Raw genomic sequence first — 16,855 nt, forward strand, 5'->3', positions numbered from 1 at the left:
CGTGCCGGTCGTGGACGTGCACACGCACGTCGTACCGAAGGGGTGGCCGGACCTCGCCGCGGCGTGCGGCGGGTCCGGCTGGCCCTGGCTGCGAGTGGACTCCGAACGCGCCGCCATGATCATGGTGGGGGAGACGGAGTTCCGGCCGATCGGCGCCCAGTGCTGGGACGCGCCGACCCGGCTCGCCGACATGTCCGCCGACGGCGTGGACGTGCAGGTCGTCTCGCCCACCCCGGTCTTCTTCAGCTACGACCGCCCGGCCGACCAGGCGGTCAAGGTGGCCCGGATCTTCAACGACCTCACACTCGAGGTCACCGCGGCCGGCGGCGACCGGCTGGTGCCGTTCTGCCAGGTGCCGTTGCAGGACGCGGACGCGGCCTGCGCCGAGCTGGACCGCTGCCTGGCGGCCGGGCACGCCGGGGTGGAGATCGGCAACCACGTCGGCGACCGCGACCTGGACGACGCGGGCATCGTGCAGTTCCTCACCCACTGCGCCGAGGTCGGCGCGCCGGTCTTCGTGCACCCGTGGGACATGCCCGGCGGCCCCCGCCTGGACCGGTGGATGGCCCGGTGGCTGACCGGGATGCCGGCCGAGACGCACCTGTCGGTGCTGGCGCTGATCCTCGGCGGCGTGTTCGACAGGGTGCCGGAGACGCTGCGGATCTGCTTCGCGCACGGCGGCGGCAGCTTCCCGTTCTGGCTGGGTCGCGCCGACAACGCCTGGCACCGCCGCGGCGACCTGGTACGCGGCGCGTCGAGCGCGCCGCCCAGCTCGTACGTGGACCGGTTCCACGTCGACTCGGTGGTCTTCGAGCCGGCCGCGCTGCGGCTGCTCGTGGACACCATGGGCGCCGAGCGGGTGCTGCTCGGCAGCGACTACCCGTACCCGCTGGGAGAGCGGCCGGTGGGCCAGGTGGTGCACCGGGCGGACTTCCTCACCGACGAGCAGCGGGCCGCGCTGCTCGGCGGCAACGCGCTGCGGTTCCTCGGCCGCTGAGGCCGGCGCGGGTGCGTCCGTCGTCGCCCTAGAGTCGACGGACGCACCCGGCGCTGTTCAGGGCAGGCCGGACGTGTCGCCCGGCCTCCCGGCCACCGGCCCGGCAGGATGGACGGCATGGCCGAGCCGCACGACCTGACCGCGCTGGAGCAGGCCGCCGCGATCCGCCGGGGCGAGCTGTCCAGCCTGGAGCTGGTCGAGCACCACCTGCGCCGGGTCGAGGCGCTCGGCGACACCGTCGGCGCGTTCGTCACTGTCACCGCCGGGCACGCGCGGGCGGCGGCCCGGGCGGCCGACGCGGTCCCGGCGGCGGACCGGCATCCCCTGCACGGGGTGCCGACCGCGATCAAGGACCTGACGCTCACCGCCGGGGTACGCACCACCTTCGGCTCGGCCGCCTTCGCCGACTTCGTCCCGCCGGTCGACGCCGACGTGGTCCGCCTCCTGGCCGAAGCCGGACTGGTCAGCGTCGGCAAGACCACCACCTCCGAACTGGGCTGCTCGCTCTACTCAGAGGGGCGGGTCGCGCCGCCCGCCCGCAACCCGTGGGACCTCGCGTACACCGCGGGCGGCTCCAGCGGGGGCGCGGCCGCGGCGGTCGCCGCCGGGCTGGTGCCGGTGGCCCAGGGCTCCGACGGCGGCGGCTCGCTGCGCATCCCGGCCGCGCTCTGCGGCCTGATCGGCTACAAACCGAGCCGGGGCATGGTCTCCGGTGGGCCACTCGGCTTCGGCGGCTTCGGGCTGCCGGTGAACGGGCCGATCGGCCGTACCGTCGCCGACGTGGCCGCGATGCTCGACGTGCTGGCCCGGCCGGTGCCCGGCGAGCCGTACCTGCCGCCGGCCGCGCCCGCCGGCGGCTACCTCGGCGTCGCCCGGTCCGCCCGCGCCACCGGGCCCGGCCGGCTGCGCGTCGGCCGCTTCACCACGCCGATGCTCGCCGACGAGCCGGTCCACCCGGACTGCGTCGCCGCCGTCGACCGGGCCGCCGCGCTGCTCGCCGACGCCGGGCACGAGGTGGTCGACGTTCCCGCGCCGCTCGGCCCCGAGGCGTGGCCGCTGTTCGAGACCCTCTGGTACGCGCTGGCGGTCACGCCGGTCCCGCCCGACCGGGAGAGCGAGCTGCTGCCGCTGACCCGGTTCCTGCGTGGCCGCGGCGCGGCGCTGGGCGTCCCCGCGCTGATGGCCGCGCTCGGCGAGCTGCAGGCGCAGGTACGCCTCGGCGTGCGCCGTACCGCCGGCTGTGACCTGCTGCTCTGCCCGACGCTCGCGGCCCCGCGGATGCCGGTGGGCGCGCTCGCCGCCCTCGAACCGGCGGAGGATTTCGACAGGCAGCGGCGCTTCTCGCCGTACTGCGCGGTCTTCAACGTCACAGGCGATCCGTCCGTTTCGCTGCCGGTCGGACGGACCGCCGACGGCCTGCCGGTCGGGGTGCTGCTCACCGGCCGGTACGGCGACGACGCGACATTGGTCGCCACTGCCGCGCAGCTTGAGCACTCGAGTGGCGGATGGGATCAGCACCCCGCAATCTGGCTGGCCACCGACTCCGCTAACGTGAACATCACAAGTGAGGTGGGGCGCGGCCGGTCCTGACCGGTCACCCGACCCGAACCATTCCTGGTCTCTCTTTCCGCCTGGGGGCGTTGGGATTGTCTGTTACCGAGACGTTGGTGGTCTTCGTCGGCATCCCGGCCGCCGCGGTGCTGCTGATCGCCGGCCTCGCGGCCGTCGGCAGCCGTGGCAACGGTGGCGGCGCCAAGCGCTACCGGCCGGGCCGGCCCTTCGACTTCACTCCGGTCTGGTTCCTGGGCCGTCCGGAGCAGCTGGCCGACTCGGCCGGCACGGCGCTGGCCGCCGGGGCGCAGGCGCCGGCGTTGACCAGCCGCAAGCAGGAGCAGGCCGGCCGGGAGGCGCCGGCCGGTGGAACCGGAGGCGCAAGTGACCGTTGGTGAAGCGCGGCCCACGACGGGGACGGACACTCCGCCCGACGTGCTGGACGGACCGTTCTCGACCCGTCAGCTGCTCCGCATCGACGAGGCGCTGCGCCTCGCCGACCAGGGCACCGGCCTGGTCTTCTCGGTCTACGTCGGCGGGCTCGACGAGCCGATCCGGGAGCACGCCGAGCGGCTGCACCGCCAGCTCGCCGAGCCCGACCGCTCGGTGCTGATCGCGGTGTCGCCCAACCAGCGGCAGCTGGAGGTCGTCACCGGCCGGTACGCGCGCAAGCGCATCCCGGACACGTACGCGAAGCTGGCCGCGCTCTCCATGGTGGCCGCCTTCGGCGGCGGCGACCTGGCCGGCGGTATCATCCAGGGCCTCGACCAGCTCGCCAGTCACGCCGGCAAGGGCTGACCCGCCCCGCACACGACGAAGCCCGGCCCGCGCACCGCGCGGGCCGGGCTTTTCCGTGTTCTCGGCGGGAGCCAAGCTTTTCCGTGTTCTCGGCCGGGGGCCGGCGTGGGCTCCCACCCACGCCGGCCCCCGTACCTCTGTTCAGGCGGTGCGGGCGTCGCGCTCGCGGGCCTTCAGCGCGCGGACCACGCCGTCGCGGCCCTCGGCCACCAGCCGCCGCAGCGACGCCGGCCGCCCGTCCTGGGCCAGCCACGCGTCGGTGGCCGCGACCGTGTCCTCCTCGACCAGGTGCGCCGGGTAGGCGAGCTGGACGAACTCCTGCGCCGGCTCGCTGTCACGCTGCGCCCACACCTGGTCCACGGTGGCGAAGTACCGCTCCCGGTACGGCGCGGTCAGCTCGACCTGCGCCGAGTGGGTGAAGCCCTGCAGCAGCGCCCGGTTGCGCCAGTTGGGCAGTGCGTCCGGGCCGGTGAGCAGCGCCCACACCGCCGCCTTGTTCTCCTCGGTCGGCACCAGCGCGTGCGCGTACGCGGCCTCCCGCTCGCCGCTGGCGGTACGGTCGGCGGCCAGTTCCGCGTCCACGTCGGCGGCACCGGCCGCGCCGTTGGCCACGAGCGACTGCAGCACGGTCCAGCGCAGCTCGGTGTCGACGGTCAGCCCCTCCGGCACCCCGTTGCCCTCCAGCCAGCCGCGCAGCGTCGCCAGATCCTCGCCGGAGCGGGCCGACGAGGCGTACGAGCGGGCCCAGGCGAGCTGGAAACCGCTGCCCGGCTCGGCGGCGGCCAGCGCGGTCCGGGCGGTACGGGCCAGGTCCGCCCAGCCGGTCGGCGCCCACGCCGGGTCGGCGTAGAAGGTGAGCGCGGTGGTCGCCTGCCGCAGCGTGGCCGTGACCAGATTGATGTCGGTCTCGGCGGTCAGCCCGGCCAGCACCAGCGCCACGTAGTCGCGGGCCGACAGCTCGGCGTCGCGGGTCATGTCCCAGGCGGCCGTCCAGCACAGCGCCCGGGCCAGCGACGAGTCGAAGCCGGCGATGTGCTGCACCACGGTGGCCATCGACCGCTCGTCCAGCCGCAGCTTGGCGTACGTGAGGTCCTCGTCGTTGAGCAGCAGCACATCCGCGGCCGGCTTGCCGTGCAGCGCGGACAGCTCGGTCAGCTCGCCGGTCACGTCGGTCTCGATCAGCTCCCGGCGCACCAACCGGCCGTCGGTCAGGTCGTACAGGCCCACGCCGATGCGGTGGGTACGCAGCGTCGGGTAGCCCGACGGCGCCTCCTGCCGGACCACCACCCGCTCGTACGTGCCGTCGGCGCCGATGGTCACCTCCGGGCGCAGCGTGTTGACCTGCGCGGTCTCCAGCCACTGGGCGGCGAACTTGCGCAGCTCCCGGCCCGAGGCCGTCTCCAGCTCGGAGAGCAGGTCGTCGAAGGTGGCGTTGCCCCAGGCGTACTTGCCGAAGTAGGCGCGCAGGCCGGCCAGGAACGGCTCCTCGCCGACGTACGCGACGAGCTGCTTGAGCACGCTCGCGCCCTTGGCGTACGTGATGCCGTCGAAGTTGACCTCGACCGCCTCCAGGTCCGGCATCTCGCAGTAGACCGGGTGGGTGGAGGAGAGCTGGTCCTGCCGGTAACCCCAGTTCTTGCGGATCGACAGGAACGTGGTCCACGCGTCGGTGAAGCGGGTGGCGTGCGTGTTGCACCAGTGGCTCGCCCACTCGGCGAACGACTCGTTGAGCCACAGGTCGTTCCACCAGCGCATGGTGACCAGGTCACCGAACCACATGTGCGCCAGCTCGTGCAGGATCGTGTTGGCGCGCTGCTCGTACTCGAAGTCGGTGACCTGCGAGCGGAAGATGTAGTGCGACTCGGCGTGCGTGACGCAGCCGAAGTTCTCCATCGCGCCGGCGTTGAAGTCCGGCACCCAGAGCTGGTCGTACTTGGGCAGCGGGTAACGCACGCCGAACTTCTCGTGGAAGAAGTCGAAGCCCTGCGTGGTGATCAGGTGCAGGTCGTCGGCGTCCATGTGCGGGGCCATGCTGGCCCGGCAGAAGTAGCCCATGTCGATGCCGTCGTGGCTGCGGCGCACCTCGTGGTACGGCCCGGCGCAGAGCGCGGTGATGTACGTGCTCATCCGCTCCGAGACGGTGAAGTGCACCGTCTTCAGCCCTTCGCCGGCCGCCTCCTCACGGGCCACCGGCATGTTCGACACGACCCGCCAGTGGTCCGGCACCGTGGCGTGCCAGGTGTAGACGCTCTTCAGGTCGGGCTGGTCGAAGCAGGCGTAGACCTTCTGCGCGTCGGCGGTCTCGAACTGGCTGTAGAGGTAGGTCTCGCCGTCCACCGGGTCGACGGTGCGGTGCAGACCCTGCCCGCTGTTGGAGTAGCCGAAGTCGGCGTCGACCACGAGCACGTTCTCGGCGGCCAGACCGGTCAGCGTGAGGCCCTTCTCGGCGGACCAGCCGGACAGGTCGACCGGCTCGCCGTTGAGCGTGGCGGAGCGCACCGACTCGGCGGCCGCCTCGATGAAGGTGGTGGCCCCCGGCTCGGCGCAGCGGAACCGGACCTCGGTCACCGAGCGGAACGTGCGACCGGTGGGCTGCACCGCGGTCGACAGGTCAAGGCTGATGTCGTACCCGGTCACCTCGAGCAGGCGGGCCCGCTCGGTCGCCTCGACCTGGGTCAGGTTGCGCACTCCCGGCACGTTCGTCTCCATCCCACTCGTCTCGCCGCGCCCCGCGGCACCGGTCTTTCCCGGCCCGCTCGTGACGGTCCGCTGAGAACCGAGTCTTCCATGCACGGACCGCTCTCGGTGGTCGAGGTCACGCTCTCATTCCGGTACCGGTCGATACGGCAGGGGGTGGAGGATCGGGGGTGACCGTGCCGGGTCCCCGGCGCGGACGAAGTCGTGAAGGGATGACACCGTGACCGAACGTGTCACCGCGGACATGTGGTTCGACCCGCTGTGCCCGTGGGCCTGGATCACCTCCCGTTGGCTGCTCGAGGTCGAGCAGGTCCGGGACGTGGACATCCGGTTCCACGTGATGAGCCTGTCCGTGCTCAACGAGGGCCGGGACCTCCCGGAGGAGTACCAGGACCTGATGGTCAAGGGCTGGGGTCCGGTGCGGGTGTGCATCGCCGTCGAGCAGGCGCACGGCGCCGAGGCGCTGGCGAAGCTCTACACCGCGATGGGCACCCGGATCCATCTCGGCAAGGAGGAGCTGGGCCGCGACATGCTGGTGGGCGCGCTCACCGACGTCGGTCTGGACCCGGCGCTCGCCGACGCCGCCGAGTCCACCCAGTACGACGACGCGTTGCGGGCCAGCCACGAGGCGGGCATGCGGCCGGTCGGCACCGAGGTCGGCACGCCGGTGGTCCACGCCCCGGGCCCGGACGGCGGGCAGGTCGCCTTCTTCGGCCCGGTGATCACCCCGGCGCCGAAGGGCGAGGCCGCCGGCCGCCTCTGGGACGGCGTGCTGCTGGTCTCCGCCACCCCCGGGTTCTACGAGCTCAAGCGCACCCGCGAGCAGGGCCCCATCTTCGACTGACGCGGTGCAAGGAAGGGCCCCTTCTTAACGCCTCCGGTAGAGGAAGGGGCCCTTCTCAACACCCCGGGCCCTCGCGACGCCGCGCCCCGAGCCCCCGCGCCGCCCGTCACCGGGCCGGTGCGGGGCTCGTTTCACCGGGTGTCCCAGCCGACGGCCCGCGCGGGGCCGCACCACGGCAGCTCCTGGAGGCGTTCCCATGGCTAAGCACCGCCGCATGTCCGACTACGCGCCGCAGCAGGCGGCCGAGGACTCCGGTGCGACGTACTGGTCGGTGACCGAGAGCGACTGGCCGGCCGGCCCGGCCGAGGTGGCCGACCTGCTGGCCCCGCCGATCGTGGTCGGTGTGGCCCGGGTGGTGGCCACCTCGCGGATGACGCCGCCGGCCGAAACCGTCCGGCCCGGGCGGGCGCCGTCGCGGACCGGCGCCGCGGCCCACCCGGCCGCCGCGGGTGCGACGACGGTACGCCTCAACGCCGGCTCCCGCCCCGCCGCGCCGGCCCGCCGTCCGACCCCGGGCCGGCACCGTAACCCCACCGCCTGAGTCGCCCTTCCCGGTGTTAAGAAGGGGCCCTTCCTCTACCGGAGGCGTTAACAGGGGGCCCTTCCTTTCACCTGGTGGTAAGCGGGTGAGTCCGGCGGCGGGGGCGATCGGGGCCCGGGTAGCGTCAGCGGACATGACGGTCGTGCATCCGATCACCCGGGCCTGGATCACCACTGGCGGCACCGGCGCGCAGAACTACGACGAGTTCGCCGACGACGCGGAGATCACCTCCATCGTCGAGGCGAATCCGCACAGCGCTCTGGGCATCGAGATGCCCCACCGGGCGCCGGGCAGCCTCGGGAAGTCCTTCCTCGACGCGCTGCCGGACGCGGTGGCCCGCCTGGCCGAGGCGAAGGCGGACGGCAGCTACACCCCGGCCGAGCAGGTCGTGGTGCTCTACCGGATCAGCGCGCCGGGCGAGGAGAGCGCGTACGGGCTGTGGGCGATGGTCGACACCGACCAGATCTCCACCCGCGCCGACGAGCCGGGTCTGGTGATCCGCAACGAGGACGTGTTCATCGCCAAGGTGCGCGAGCGCGTCGCCCTGGCCGAGGCGATCGGTCACCTGCTCTCGCCCGTACTGCTGCTCCAGACCGGCAAGGGCGACGAGCTGCACGCCGCGCTCGCGGCGGCGACCGAGGCGGCCGGGGCGCCCGCCGCGACCGACGTCGACCAGTCCGGTCGCACGCACGCCATCTGGCTGCTCGGCCCGGGCCCGGCGCAGGACGAGCTGACCGCGCTCGCAGGCGGCGGGGACCTGGTGGTCGCGGACGGCAACCACCGCAGCCTGGCCGCGCAGACCGGCGGGTTCCCGCGCTTCCTGGCGGTGGTCACCACGCCCGCGTCGGTCGCCATCCAGCCCTACAACCGGCTGGTCAGCGAGCTGACCACCACGCCGGACGAGCTGCTCGACCGGCTGCGTGCCGCGGGCGCGGAGATCACCCCGGTGGACGGGCCGGTGGACGTGCCGGCGACCGGCGGCGTCGTGCGCCTCTACCTCGGCGACCGGGGGTACGCGGTGACGCTGCCGCACGTCGGCGCCGGCCGGCTGGAGAACCTCGACCACGCGCTCGTCGAGCGTCTGCTGCTGCGCGACGCGCTGGGTCTCGACCCGGGCGACAAGCGGATCACGTACGTGGGCGGCGACTACCCGGCGAGCTGGCTCGTCGGCGAGGTCGACGCCGGCCGGGCCGAGCTGGCGGTGCTCGTCGCGCCGGTGACCGTGGACGACTTCGTCGCGGTGAACCTGGCCAGGGAGAAGATGCCCCGCAAGAGCACCTGGTTCACCCCGAAGGCGCGGGCCGGCCTGGTCGTGGCCGAGCTGCCGCACTGACCGTGTGACGTACCGCCTCCGGGCCGCCGCCGGTGCGCCGACCCGGAGGCGGGCCTGTCAGACTGCGCGGTATGCGCGTCTACCTGGGATCCGACCACGCCGGTTTCGAGTTGAAGGTGCACCTCGCCAACCACCTGGCCAAGCAGGGCTACGAGGTGGTGGACGTGGGTCCGCACGCCTTCGACCCGGACGACGACTACCCGGCGTTCTGCCTGCACACCGGCGACCGGGTGGTCGGTGACCCGGGCAGCCTCGGCGTGGTCATCGGCGGCTCCGGCAACGGCGAGCAGATCGCCGCGAACAAGGTCTCCGGCGTCCGGGCGGCGCTGGCGTGGAACGTGGAGACCGCCCAGCTGGCCCGCGAGCACAACGACGCCAACGTCGTCGCGATCGGCGCCCGCCAGCACACGCTGGACGAGGCGACCGCGCTGGTCGAGGCGTTCCTGACCACGCCGTTCTCCGGCAACCCCCGGCACAGCCGGCGCATCGAGCAGGTGGCCGCCTACGAGCAGAGCCGCAAGCTGCCCGAGCTGCCCGCCTGACCGGACGCCGCCGGGCTCACCGCCCGTTGCGGGGCAGCTCCTCGCGGGGCACCCAGTTGCGCCGGATCAGCACCACCCGCTCCTCGGCCGCGGCGAGATCGTCGTCGGTGGGGCGGGCGGCGTCCCGTGCCCGCAGCGCGGCGGTGACGCTCACCTGCGACGAGCCGGAGCCGACCAGCCCGCGCAGCCCGCGCTCGCCCTCCTCGGCGGGCGCGGCGCGGCGCGCGCGGGGCTCCGGCTCGCCCGGCCGGCCGACGCGCGGGGACCGGGGCGTCACGTCGTCGTGTACGGGGGCGGTGCTGGCGGTGGTCGCCCCGGCTGTGTCGCCGGTGCCGGGGGTGTCGACCGGGGTGCCGCTCTCGCCGTGATGCCGCAGCCGCCGTCGCCGTCGCTCCGCCTCACCCATTCCCCGACCGTACCCTCCCCACGGCCACCCGCGCGCCGCTCGCACCCCGCGCTGCCCCACACACGCTCCCCGGCGCACCCGACCGAGCCAGCCCTCCGCCGATCATGGAGTTGTGGTGCCCGGAGTGCCCCCTGAGCGAGGTATGTGAGGTGCCACAACTCCAAGGTCGACGAGGCGCGCGCCGACGATCACAGACGGTCTCCCGAAGGCCCCGCTGCTGCCAGTGCTCCCTGCTCGCGCCAGCACGATCATGAAGTTGGCCGGAACAAACCGGACGGTTTGCGCCGCTAACTTCATGATCGGCGGGCCGGGGCGGGGCGCGCGCCCTCGCGCGCGGGCGGTCAGAAGACCTCCATGGGGGAGGGGGCGCGGTGCCAGCTGAACGCGGGGGTGAGCGCGGTCAGGGTGTGCGGGACCAGCTCCCGGACGTGCCCGGCGGCGGCCAGCGCGGACGGGTTCGCGCCGCCGAGGTACAGCTCGCCGAGAGCGCGTACGTCGCAGGCCAGCGCCGCGGGGGCGGTGGTGGGCGTGCACTGCGCGCCGTCGGGCCCGCCGACCAGCCGCCAGCGGCCGGTGTTCTCCTTCAGCAGTTCGTCGGTTACCTCGATCACCACGTCGACGTCGGTGGCGTAGCGCCGGGCGGCGAGCGCGGCCGGCACGTCCACCACCCGTACCCAGAGCGCGTCGGCGAGCTGCGGGGAGAGCTGGCGGGGCTCGTCCACCAGCCGCAGCAGCGGCTCGTCCACTGCCGCGATCGGGAACGACAGCCGGCGGGTCAGGTCGACCGAGAGCAGCAGCCGCCACAGCGCCGTGTACGCCTCCGGTGTCAGCGCCACCACTTCGCCGACATGCGTCTCGGCCTGCGGGCCGGTGGCCGAGGAGCTGTCCTTCGTCCGGTAGAGCGCGTACCCGTCGAGCCCGCCGGGGCCCTCGTGCAGCAGCACCCGGCGTTCGGTGGCGCCGCCCCGGTGGGCCTTGATGTCCGCCAGCAGGTACGACCACCAGCGCTCGTCGCGGCGGGACCAGCCGGGACGGTCGGCGCGTGCCTGCTCGTACAGCCGGGCCAGCTCGTCCCGGTGCGCGTCCGGGCGGTCCAGTCGCAGCGTGCCCTCGGCGGACGTCGGGGCGGGCAGGCGCAGCCCGGTGGTGTCCACGGACAGCACGTACCGCGGGGCCGCCGACCCGTAGCCGAAGCGGGGGTAGATGCGGCTCTCGCTGGCCCAGAGCACCGCGATCGGTTCCCGGCCGGCGTCGCGGACGTCCCGCAGCTGGCGGCGCATCAGCGTGGTGAGCAGGCCGCGCCGCCGGTGCGTGGGTGCGACAGCGACCATGGTCACGTGCGCGGCCGGCACGTGCGCGCCGGGTACCGCGAGCTCGCGGCTGAACGCGGCGGCGTTTGCCACGACCGTCCCGCCGTCGCGGACCAGTAACGACCGGTCCGGCTCGAAGATCGGGCGTTCGAGCGCCTGCACGTCGGGGTCGAGATCGCCGTGGAAGGCCAGCGCCAGCAGCGCCGCGATGTCGTCGAAGTCCTCAGCCCGGGATACCAGCACGTCGTTCACGGCACGTGTGTATCGCACCGTGACGGGGGTCGGCACCCTATTTGCGGGCTGGCTACCCTCGGAACCGAGGCCGGAATCGGTCGAGGGGGAGGACGAAGATGGCGGACCAGACACAGCCGTGGGCCGAGCGCACCGTGGAGGTGCCGCCCCAGCCGGGGGTGGTGCCCCCGCAGCGGGACGCGTTCCAGCGCGGGGTGGCGGCGGTCGGTCAGCCGCGCACGCCGCGTACGCCCCGCACCGAGCAGTTCCCCACCGTCGAGCAGCACGGCGACTGGGCCGGTGAGCCGGCGCCGCGCCGGCCGATGAGCTGGCATCTCGCCCAGGCTCGCAAGGGCGGGGAGCTGAGCGCCGCCGGGGCCCTGTTCGCGTTCGTCTGCTGGGGCATCTGGGCGATCTCCGGGCGGGGCAACCTGATCGCCCCGCTGCTCACGTTCGTGCTCAGCCTGCTCACCGCGGCCGGCCTGTTCGCGCTGGCCCGGCTGCTCGGGCGGCTGATCCTGGAGCGGCAGTTGGGCCGGGTGCGCCGCAGCGCCAAGGGCGCTCACCTGGTCACCGCGTTGTTCCTGGTCGGCGTGGGGGTGGCGTACCTGCAGCAGACCGAGTGGGTGGTCTCCGCCTGGAACTGGGTGACAGGCGTCTAGGTGACTGTCGTCCGTCCGGCGCACGCCGGACGGACGACAGGGGACGTCGGCGTCAGAAGGTGGTCGTTGCGCCGGCCGTCTTGCAGGCGGCGTTGATGTCCTTGCTGGCCTTCTCCATGGCGGGGTTGTCGGCGGCGGTGCCCGGGTCGGGCGCCGAGCCCGCCTTGCCGGCCTCCGCGCCGAACTCCTTCAGGGCGGTGGCCGCCTCGCCGTCGCCGGCGGTTCCGGCCAGCTTGGTCACCCGGTCGCCGAGTTCGGTCAGGATCGCGCCGGTCTCCTTCGTCAGGTCGCCGCCTCCCTGCACGACGGCCATGAGCTTCGTCCGCATGTCCTTGTTGATCTTTTCTGCGGCGGTGCAGAGGTCCTTGTCGCTCACGGCGGCCGACGACGGCGAGGGTGCCGCCGTGGAGGGGACCGCGGAGGCCGACGTGGCCGCCGGCCCGGCCGTGGTCGAGGGCTTCTCGTCGCCGCACCCGGCGAGGGTCAGCACGGCACAGGTCAGGAGGATCGGGAAGATCCGGTTCGATTTCACGCCTGCGCACGCTAGTCGACGGCCGTCATTGATCAAAGTCGGTTTGCCCGGGTCGGTCCTGGGATGCGCGGGCGGGACGGCATCTCGCCGCCCGCCCGCGTGCCCGGCCGCGGTACGCCGCGGCACCGGTCGTCTCTCCACCAGGACCGTGTTGCCTTACCCCGCCCCACGGGCTTCATCCGTCGCCCGTTGGGCTGAGCGGCCGCCGCCCACCGCCGTGGGCGGCCGTTCAGCGAGCCGGGGCGTGCTTCCGGCGCACCGGACCCGTCCGGCCGTCGTGCCGCCGCGCCGCCGCCGCGCAGCATGACGGCATGGGCGCGTATCGATCAGCGTACGAGCGGAGCATCGCCGACCCGGCCGGCTTCTGGCGGGACGCGGCGGCCGACATCGACTGGGTCATCCCGCCGGAGCGCATCCTCGACGAGGAGGCAGCGCCGCTGTACCGCTGGTTCCCCGACGGGGTGCTGAACACCTGCCACAACGCGCTCGACCGGCACGTCGCCGCCGGGCGGGGCGACCAGCCCGCGCTGATCCACGACAGCCCGGTGACCGGCACGGTCCGCACGCTCACCTACGCCGAACTGCTCGCCGAGACGGCCCGGTTCGCCGGTGCGCTGCGCCGGCTCGGCGTCGGCCGGGGCGACCGGGTGCTGCTCTACCTGGCGATGGTCCCGGAGGCGGTGATCGCCATGCTGGCGTGCGCCCGGATCGGCGCGGTGCACTCGGTGGTCTTCGGCGGCTTCGCCGCGCACGAGCTGGCCGTCCGGATCGACGACGCGCGGCCGAAGGTGGTGGTGGCCACCTCCTGCGGCATCGAGGCCGACCGGGTGGTGCCGTACCACCCGATCCTGGCCGCCGCGCTGGACGAGGCCGCACACTCGCCGGAGCGCTGCGTGGTGGTGCAGCGCCCGCAGGAGCCCGCCCCGCTGGTGCCGGGCCGCGACCTGACCTGGGCCGAGGTGATGGCGGACGCGGAACCGGCGCCGTGCGAGCCGGTGGCCGCCACGGATCCGCTCTACGTCCTCTACACCTCCGGCACCACGGGCCGGCCCAAGGGCGTGGTGCGGGACAACGGCGGGCACGCGGTGGCGTTGCGCTGGTCGATGCGCAACGTCTACGGCATCGAGCCGGGCGACGTCTTCTGGGCCGCCTCCGACGTGGGCTGGGTGGTCGGCCACTCCTACATCGTGTACGCGCCGCTGCTCACCGGCGCGACCACTGTGCTCTACGAGGGCAAGCCGGTCGGCACCCCCGACGCCGGTGCGTTCTGGCGGGTCGCCGCCGAGCACCGGGTGGCCGCCCTGTTCACCGCGCCCACCGCGATCCGGGCGATCCGCCGCCAGGACCCGGACGGCGCGCACATCGACCGGTACGACCTGAGCGCGCTGCGTACCCTCTTCCTCGCCGGTGAACGGCTGGACCCGGACACCTGGGCCTGGGCGGGGCAGCGGCTCGGCGTACCCGTTGTCGACAACTGGTGGCAGACGGAGACCGGCTGGCCGGTGGCGGCCAACCCGCGCGGCCTGGAGCCGCTGCCGATCAAGCCGGGGTCGCCGACGGTGCCGGTGCCCGGCTACGACGTGCGCGTGGTCGACGGCGCGGGCCGGGACGTGCCGCCCGGCACGGACGGCTCGATCGTCATCCGGCTGCCGCTGCCGCCCGGCTGCCTGCCCACGCTCTGGGGTGACGACGAGCGGTTCGTCCGCTCCTACCTGTCCACGTTCCCCGGTCACTACCTGACCGGCGACGGCGGCCGGTTCGACGAGGACGGCTACCTGTACGTGATGGGCCGCACCGACGACGTCATCAACGTGGCCGGGCACCGCCTGTCCACCGGCGCGATGGAGGAGGTCCTGGCGACGCACCCGGCGGTGGCCGAGTGCGCGGTGATCGGCGTGGCCGACGCGCTGAAGGGGCAGGTGCCCAGCGGGTACGTGGTGCTCAAGGCCGGCGCCGACGTGGACCCGGACGCGCTCGCCGCCGAACTGGTCGCGCTGGTCCGGCAGCGGATCGGCCCGGTGGCCGCGTTCCGCCGGGTGACTGTGGTGCCGGCGCTGCCCAAGACCCGTTCCGGGAAGATCCTGCGCCGCACCATGCGGGGCCTGGTCGAGGGGCGCGACGAGCCGGTCCCGGCGACCATCGACGACCCGGGCGCGCTCGCCGTCTTCCGCGACCTCGGCACCGCGGACCGAGACGGGCAGGGCTGACGCGGTCCCCGGCCGGACTTCCACCGGCCGGGGACCGCCTGCCCTCAGCGCCGGACCGGGTTGCTCGCCGCGTAGTCGCGGGCCACCCGGACCAGCTCCACCAGGCCGCCGGCGTACTCCTGCGCCTCGCCGTGCGCCTCGTCGAACGGCGGCTGGAAGCCGACGCCCTCCCACTGGCCGGTGGCCTCGTTCCACCTGTCGTTGCCGACCTCGAAGTCCCAGGCGAAGATGCCCAGCTCGTAGTAGAGCTGGTCGGCCGAGTTGCCGGCCGCCGAGTAGAGCACGTCGGCGACCGGGCCGGTCTGCGACGGCCAGGTGACGGTGCCGCGCTCGGCCGCGATGGCCCCGACGATGCGCCGGGCGCTGTCCAGGAACAGCGTCGACTCGTCGATCGACGGGCGCGGCAGCGTGACCCGCCCGTCGGCCCTGTACGCCCCGGGCGGCCACATGAAGTAGCCGCCGTAGGAGTGCACGTTCATCGCGAACCTGATGTTCGGGTGCGCCTTGGCCAGGTCGATCACGTTGCGGCTCTCCGGCTCGGACAACTCCGCCGTGCCCGCGTAGTTGCCGGCCAGGCAGTTCGTGCTCGCGCCCACGTACCCGTCGAACAGGGATCCGACGGTGTAGTTGCGGTTGACGTCGACGCCCCACATGTTCCGGTACTTCGGGTCCCGTGCCTCGCCGGCGCAGTGGTTGACCAGGTTCTTGCGCTGGAAGTTGTAGTCGTGGAACGAGTAGTTCGCGCCGTCCGGGTTGACCGTCGGGATGACGAACACGTCCACCTGCTCCAGCAGCTTGCGGGTCGCCGCGTCGGTCCGGGCGTTGGCGAGCAGCCGCTCGGCGAACTCCAGCGTGACGAGCGGGGTGGCCCACTCGCGGGCGTGCTCCTGCGAGTACGCGAGCACGCCGATCCGGGAGCCGTCACGGTGCTTGCCGATGCGCAGCGCCTGCACCGTCCACGGCCGGGCCGGCACCTCGGTGCCCTGCAGCCCGTCGTCGAGGCGTACCGGCCCGGCGACCGGCATCGGCAGCCCGGCCGAGCCTTCCTCCACTGTGGCCCGGAAGCGGGCGCCGCGCGGCGCGTTGATCAGGGCGGCGACGTCGTCGGTGGTGCTCGTCACAGTGCCCGCCCGGTCGGTGGCCAGCGAAATCGTGAGTACCCGGTCCCGGTAGCGCATGCTCAGCGGCCGGTTCGGCCGGCCCGGGTCGACGGTGCGTACCTGCACGCCGTTCATGCCCTGGTCACCGAAGCGGACCGACTCCACCACGACGGCGGCGGCCGCCGGGTCGCCCAGGTACGCGGCCGCGTTGCGGCGGTACCCCTGGGTCTTGTTCGGCAGGTCGATGACGTCGACCAGGTCGCGGTACTGGCGGCCGAGCCGGGCGATGCGCGCCTTGATGTCCACCGGCGTCAGGTACGCGTCGATGAAGTCCTTCTGGTAGCCGGCCGGCTGCGGCGGCGGGGTCGCGTTCGGCCACAGCGACGGCGTCACCGGCCGGCTCGTCCCGCCCAGGCTGGAGGTGGCGGTGAACTGCACCGGCCGGCTGGGCACCGGCTGCGGCAGCGCGTAGTGGTACTGGTACTCGCCCGAGTCCTCGAAGCGGTACAGCGGGAACGAGCCGGTGGCGCCGTCGGCCGTACGCCAGGTGACGGTGATCTCCACGTCCGGGTCGTCGGTGGCGGTGGTGGCGACCTGGGCCTGGACGAACGTCCGCCCGCCGGTGGTCCACCAGTACGCCTGGAGGAACTGGAGCGTGTCGACAGCGGTGGCGGCGCCGCTCGTCCGCAGCCCGGCGCGGGTGCGCTCCTGGGCGGCGCGGCGGCTCTCGGCGATCCGCCGGGTGCCGTCGTCGGCCCGCTGCACCACCTGCAGGGCGGTGGCGCCCTGCCGGGTGAGGTCGGCGAGCTGCCGGCCGGTGAGGACCAGGTCGGCGATCCACTCGCCGTCGCGGGAGCGGGGACGGTTGGCCAGGTCCGCGCGGCCGGCGACGAGGCGGTCGAGTTGGGCCCGGTCGGCCAGCTGGACGCGTACCAGGGCGGTCTCGGCGGGGGAGAGCGTGATCGCGGGGGCGGCCGGCGCGGCGGCGCCGGGGCCGGGATGGGACAGGACAGCGGCGATCAGGATGCTTGTGGTGGCGAGCGCGGTCCACCGTCGTCGGACGAACACGGGGCCTCCTGACGAACGTCGATCTCTCTGCCGTTC

15 protein-coding genes are annotated in these 16,855 nt (G+C 73.8%); 10 read left to right on the plus strand and 5 right to left on the minus strand.

Translation table 11 applies throughout. The features are described 5' to 3' along the window. The first annotated feature begins 1 nt into the window (after position 1). From AMK25_RS24120 to AMK25_RS24135, 4 genes are all read left to right on the plus strand, one after another. Entirely contained in the window at positions 2 to 997 is a 996-nt protein-coding gene (locus tag AMK25_RS24120; RefSeq protein WP_073830672.1) for an amidohydrolase family protein, read from the plus strand. Between the two features lie 117 nt (positions 998 to 1,114). Continuing rightward, the gene (locus AMK25_RS24125) at positions 1,115 to 2,587 is read left to right on the plus strand and encodes an amidase (RefSeq protein ID WP_073830673.1); all 1,473 of its coding nucleotides are present in this window, start codon (positions 1,115 to 1,117) and stop codon (positions 2,585 to 2,587) included. A gap of 56 nt (positions 2,588 to 2,643) precedes the next feature. Further along, complete coding sequence (ctaJ, locus tag AMK25_RS24130) at positions 2,644 to 2,946, plus strand: aa3-type cytochrome oxidase subunit CtaJ (RefSeq protein ID WP_443189924.1); 303 nt, start codon at positions 2,644 to 2,646, stop codon at positions 2,944 to 2,946. After that, positions 2,933 to 3,346, plus strand: coding sequence for a DUF5130 family protein (locus tag AMK25_RS24135; RefSeq protein ID WP_030502180.1), 414 nt, complete (start codon positions 2,933 to 2,935; stop codon positions 3,344 to 3,346). Before ctaJ ends, AMK25_RS24135 begins: the two co-directional genes overlap by 14 nt. Positions 3,347 to 3,487: 141 nt before the next feature. Here AMK25_RS24135 and pepN read toward each other — a convergent pair whose 3' ends face one another. Then, a complete protein-coding gene (pepN, locus tag AMK25_RS24140; RefSeq protein WP_073830710.1) occupies positions 3,488 to 6,034 on the minus strand; it encodes an aminopeptidase N in 2,547 nt (848 codons plus the stop codon). Between the two features lie 229 nt (positions 6,035 to 6,263). Between pepN and AMK25_RS24145 the strand changes: the two genes are divergently transcribed. The 4 genes from AMK25_RS24145 (at position 6,264) to AMK25_RS24160 (ending at position 9,303) form a co-directional block, all read left to right on the plus strand. Beyond that, a complete protein-coding gene (locus tag AMK25_RS24145) occupies positions 6,264 to 6,887 on the plus strand; it encodes a mycothiol-dependent nitroreductase Rv2466c family protein (protein WP_073830675.1) in 624 nt (207 codons plus the stop codon). Between the two features lie 196 nt (positions 6,888 to 7,083). Beyond that, the gene (locus AMK25_RS24150) at positions 7,084 to 7,428 is read left to right on the plus strand and encodes a hypothetical protein (RefSeq protein ID WP_073830676.1); all 345 of its coding nucleotides are present in this window, start codon (positions 7,084 to 7,086) and stop codon (positions 7,426 to 7,428) included. A 133-nt stretch (positions 7,429 to 7,561) separates the two neighbouring features. Beyond that, positions 7,562 to 8,761, plus strand: coding sequence for a DUF1015 family protein (locus AMK25_RS24155; protein ID WP_073830677.1), 1,200 nt, complete (start codon positions 7,562 to 7,564; stop codon positions 8,759 to 8,761). Positions 8,762 to 8,832: 71 nt separating this feature from the next. Beyond that, a complete protein-coding gene (locus AMK25_RS24160) occupies positions 8,833 to 9,303 on the plus strand; it encodes a ribose-5-phosphate isomerase (RefSeq protein ID WP_073830678.1) in 471 nt (156 codons plus the stop codon). Between the two features lie 16 nt (positions 9,304 to 9,319). Here the strand turns inward: AMK25_RS24160 and AMK25_RS24165 are convergent, their stop codons facing one another. After that, positions 9,320 to 9,709, minus strand: a complete 390-nt coding sequence (locus AMK25_RS24165; protein WP_073830679.1) for a hypothetical protein — start codon at positions 9,707 to 9,709, stop codon at positions 9,320 to 9,322. Between the two features lie 341 nt (positions 9,710 to 10,050). Further along, positions 10,051 to 11,271: a GNAT family N-acetyltransferase gene (locus tag AMK25_RS24170; RefSeq protein ID WP_241826465.1), complete on the minus strand. Its 1,221-nt coding sequence runs from the start codon at positions 11,269 to 11,271 to the stop codon at positions 10,051 to 10,053. A gap of 98 nt (positions 11,272 to 11,369) precedes the next feature. Between AMK25_RS24170 and AMK25_RS24175 the strand changes: the two genes are divergently transcribed. Next, complete coding sequence (locus AMK25_RS24175; protein WP_073830681.1) at positions 11,370 to 11,912, plus strand: hypothetical protein; 543 nt, start codon at positions 11,370 to 11,372, stop codon at positions 11,910 to 11,912. Positions 11,913 to 11,964: 52 nt separating this feature from the next. On the opposite strand, the gene AMK25_RS24180 is transcribed toward AMK25_RS24175, so the two are convergent. Continuing rightward, a complete protein-coding gene (locus AMK25_RS24180) occupies positions 11,965 to 12,444 on the minus strand; it encodes a hypothetical protein (protein ID WP_073830682.1) in 480 nt (159 codons plus the stop codon). Positions 12,445 to 12,638: 194 nt separating this feature from the next. Between AMK25_RS24180 and AMK25_RS24185 the strand changes: the two genes are divergently transcribed. Next, positions 12,639 to 14,651 (plus strand): propionyl-CoA synthetase, encoded by a 2,013-nt coding sequence (locus tag AMK25_RS24185; protein ID WP_073830683.1) that lies wholly within the window; start codon positions 12,639 to 12,641, stop codon positions 14,649 to 14,651. A 44-nt stretch (positions 14,652 to 14,695) separates the two neighbouring features. On the opposite strand, the gene AMK25_RS24190 is transcribed toward AMK25_RS24185, so the two are convergent. After that, positions 14,696 to 16,819 carry a M14 family zinc carboxypeptidase gene (locus AMK25_RS24190; RefSeq protein ID WP_073830684.1) on the minus strand — a complete coding sequence of 708 codons (2,124 nt, stop codon included), beginning with the start codon at positions 16,817 to 16,819 and terminating at the stop codon, positions 14,696 to 14,698. Positions 16,820 to 16,855: the final 36 nt, after the last annotated feature.

This window comes from Micromonospora sp. TSRI0369, assembly GCF_001905625.1.
Classification (GTDB): Bacteria; Actinomycetota; Actinomycetes; order Mycobacteriales; family Micromonosporaceae; genus Micromonospora; species Micromonospora echinospora_A.

What these genes read in the sequence shown, in the direction of transcription:
- AMK25_RS24165 (WP_073830679.1), bottom strand. Translation starts at nt 9,709, where the DNA reads ATGGGTGAGGCGGAGCGACGGCGACGGCGGCTGCGGCATCACGGCGAG.
- AMK25_RS24160 (WP_073830678.1), top strand. Translation starts at nt 8,833, where the DNA reads ATGCGCGTCTACCTGGGATCCGACCACGCCGGTTTCGAGTTGAAGGTG.
- AMK25_RS24150 (WP_073830676.1), top strand. Translation starts at nt 7,084, where the DNA reads ATGGCTAAGCACCGCCGCATGTCCGACTACGCGCCGCAGCAGGCGGCC.
- AMK25_RS24155 (WP_073830677.1), top strand. Translation starts at nt 7,562, where the DNA reads ATGACGGTCGTGCATCCGATCACCCGGGCCTGGATCACCACTGGCGGC.
- AMK25_RS24175 (WP_073830681.1), top strand. Translation starts at nt 11,370, where the DNA reads ATGGCGGACCAGACACAGCCGTGGGCCGAGCGCACCGTGGAGGTGCCG.
- AMK25_RS24125 (WP_073830673.1), top strand. Translation starts at nt 1,115, where the DNA reads ATGGCCGAGCCGCACGACCTGACCGCGCTGGAGCAGGCCGCCGCGATC.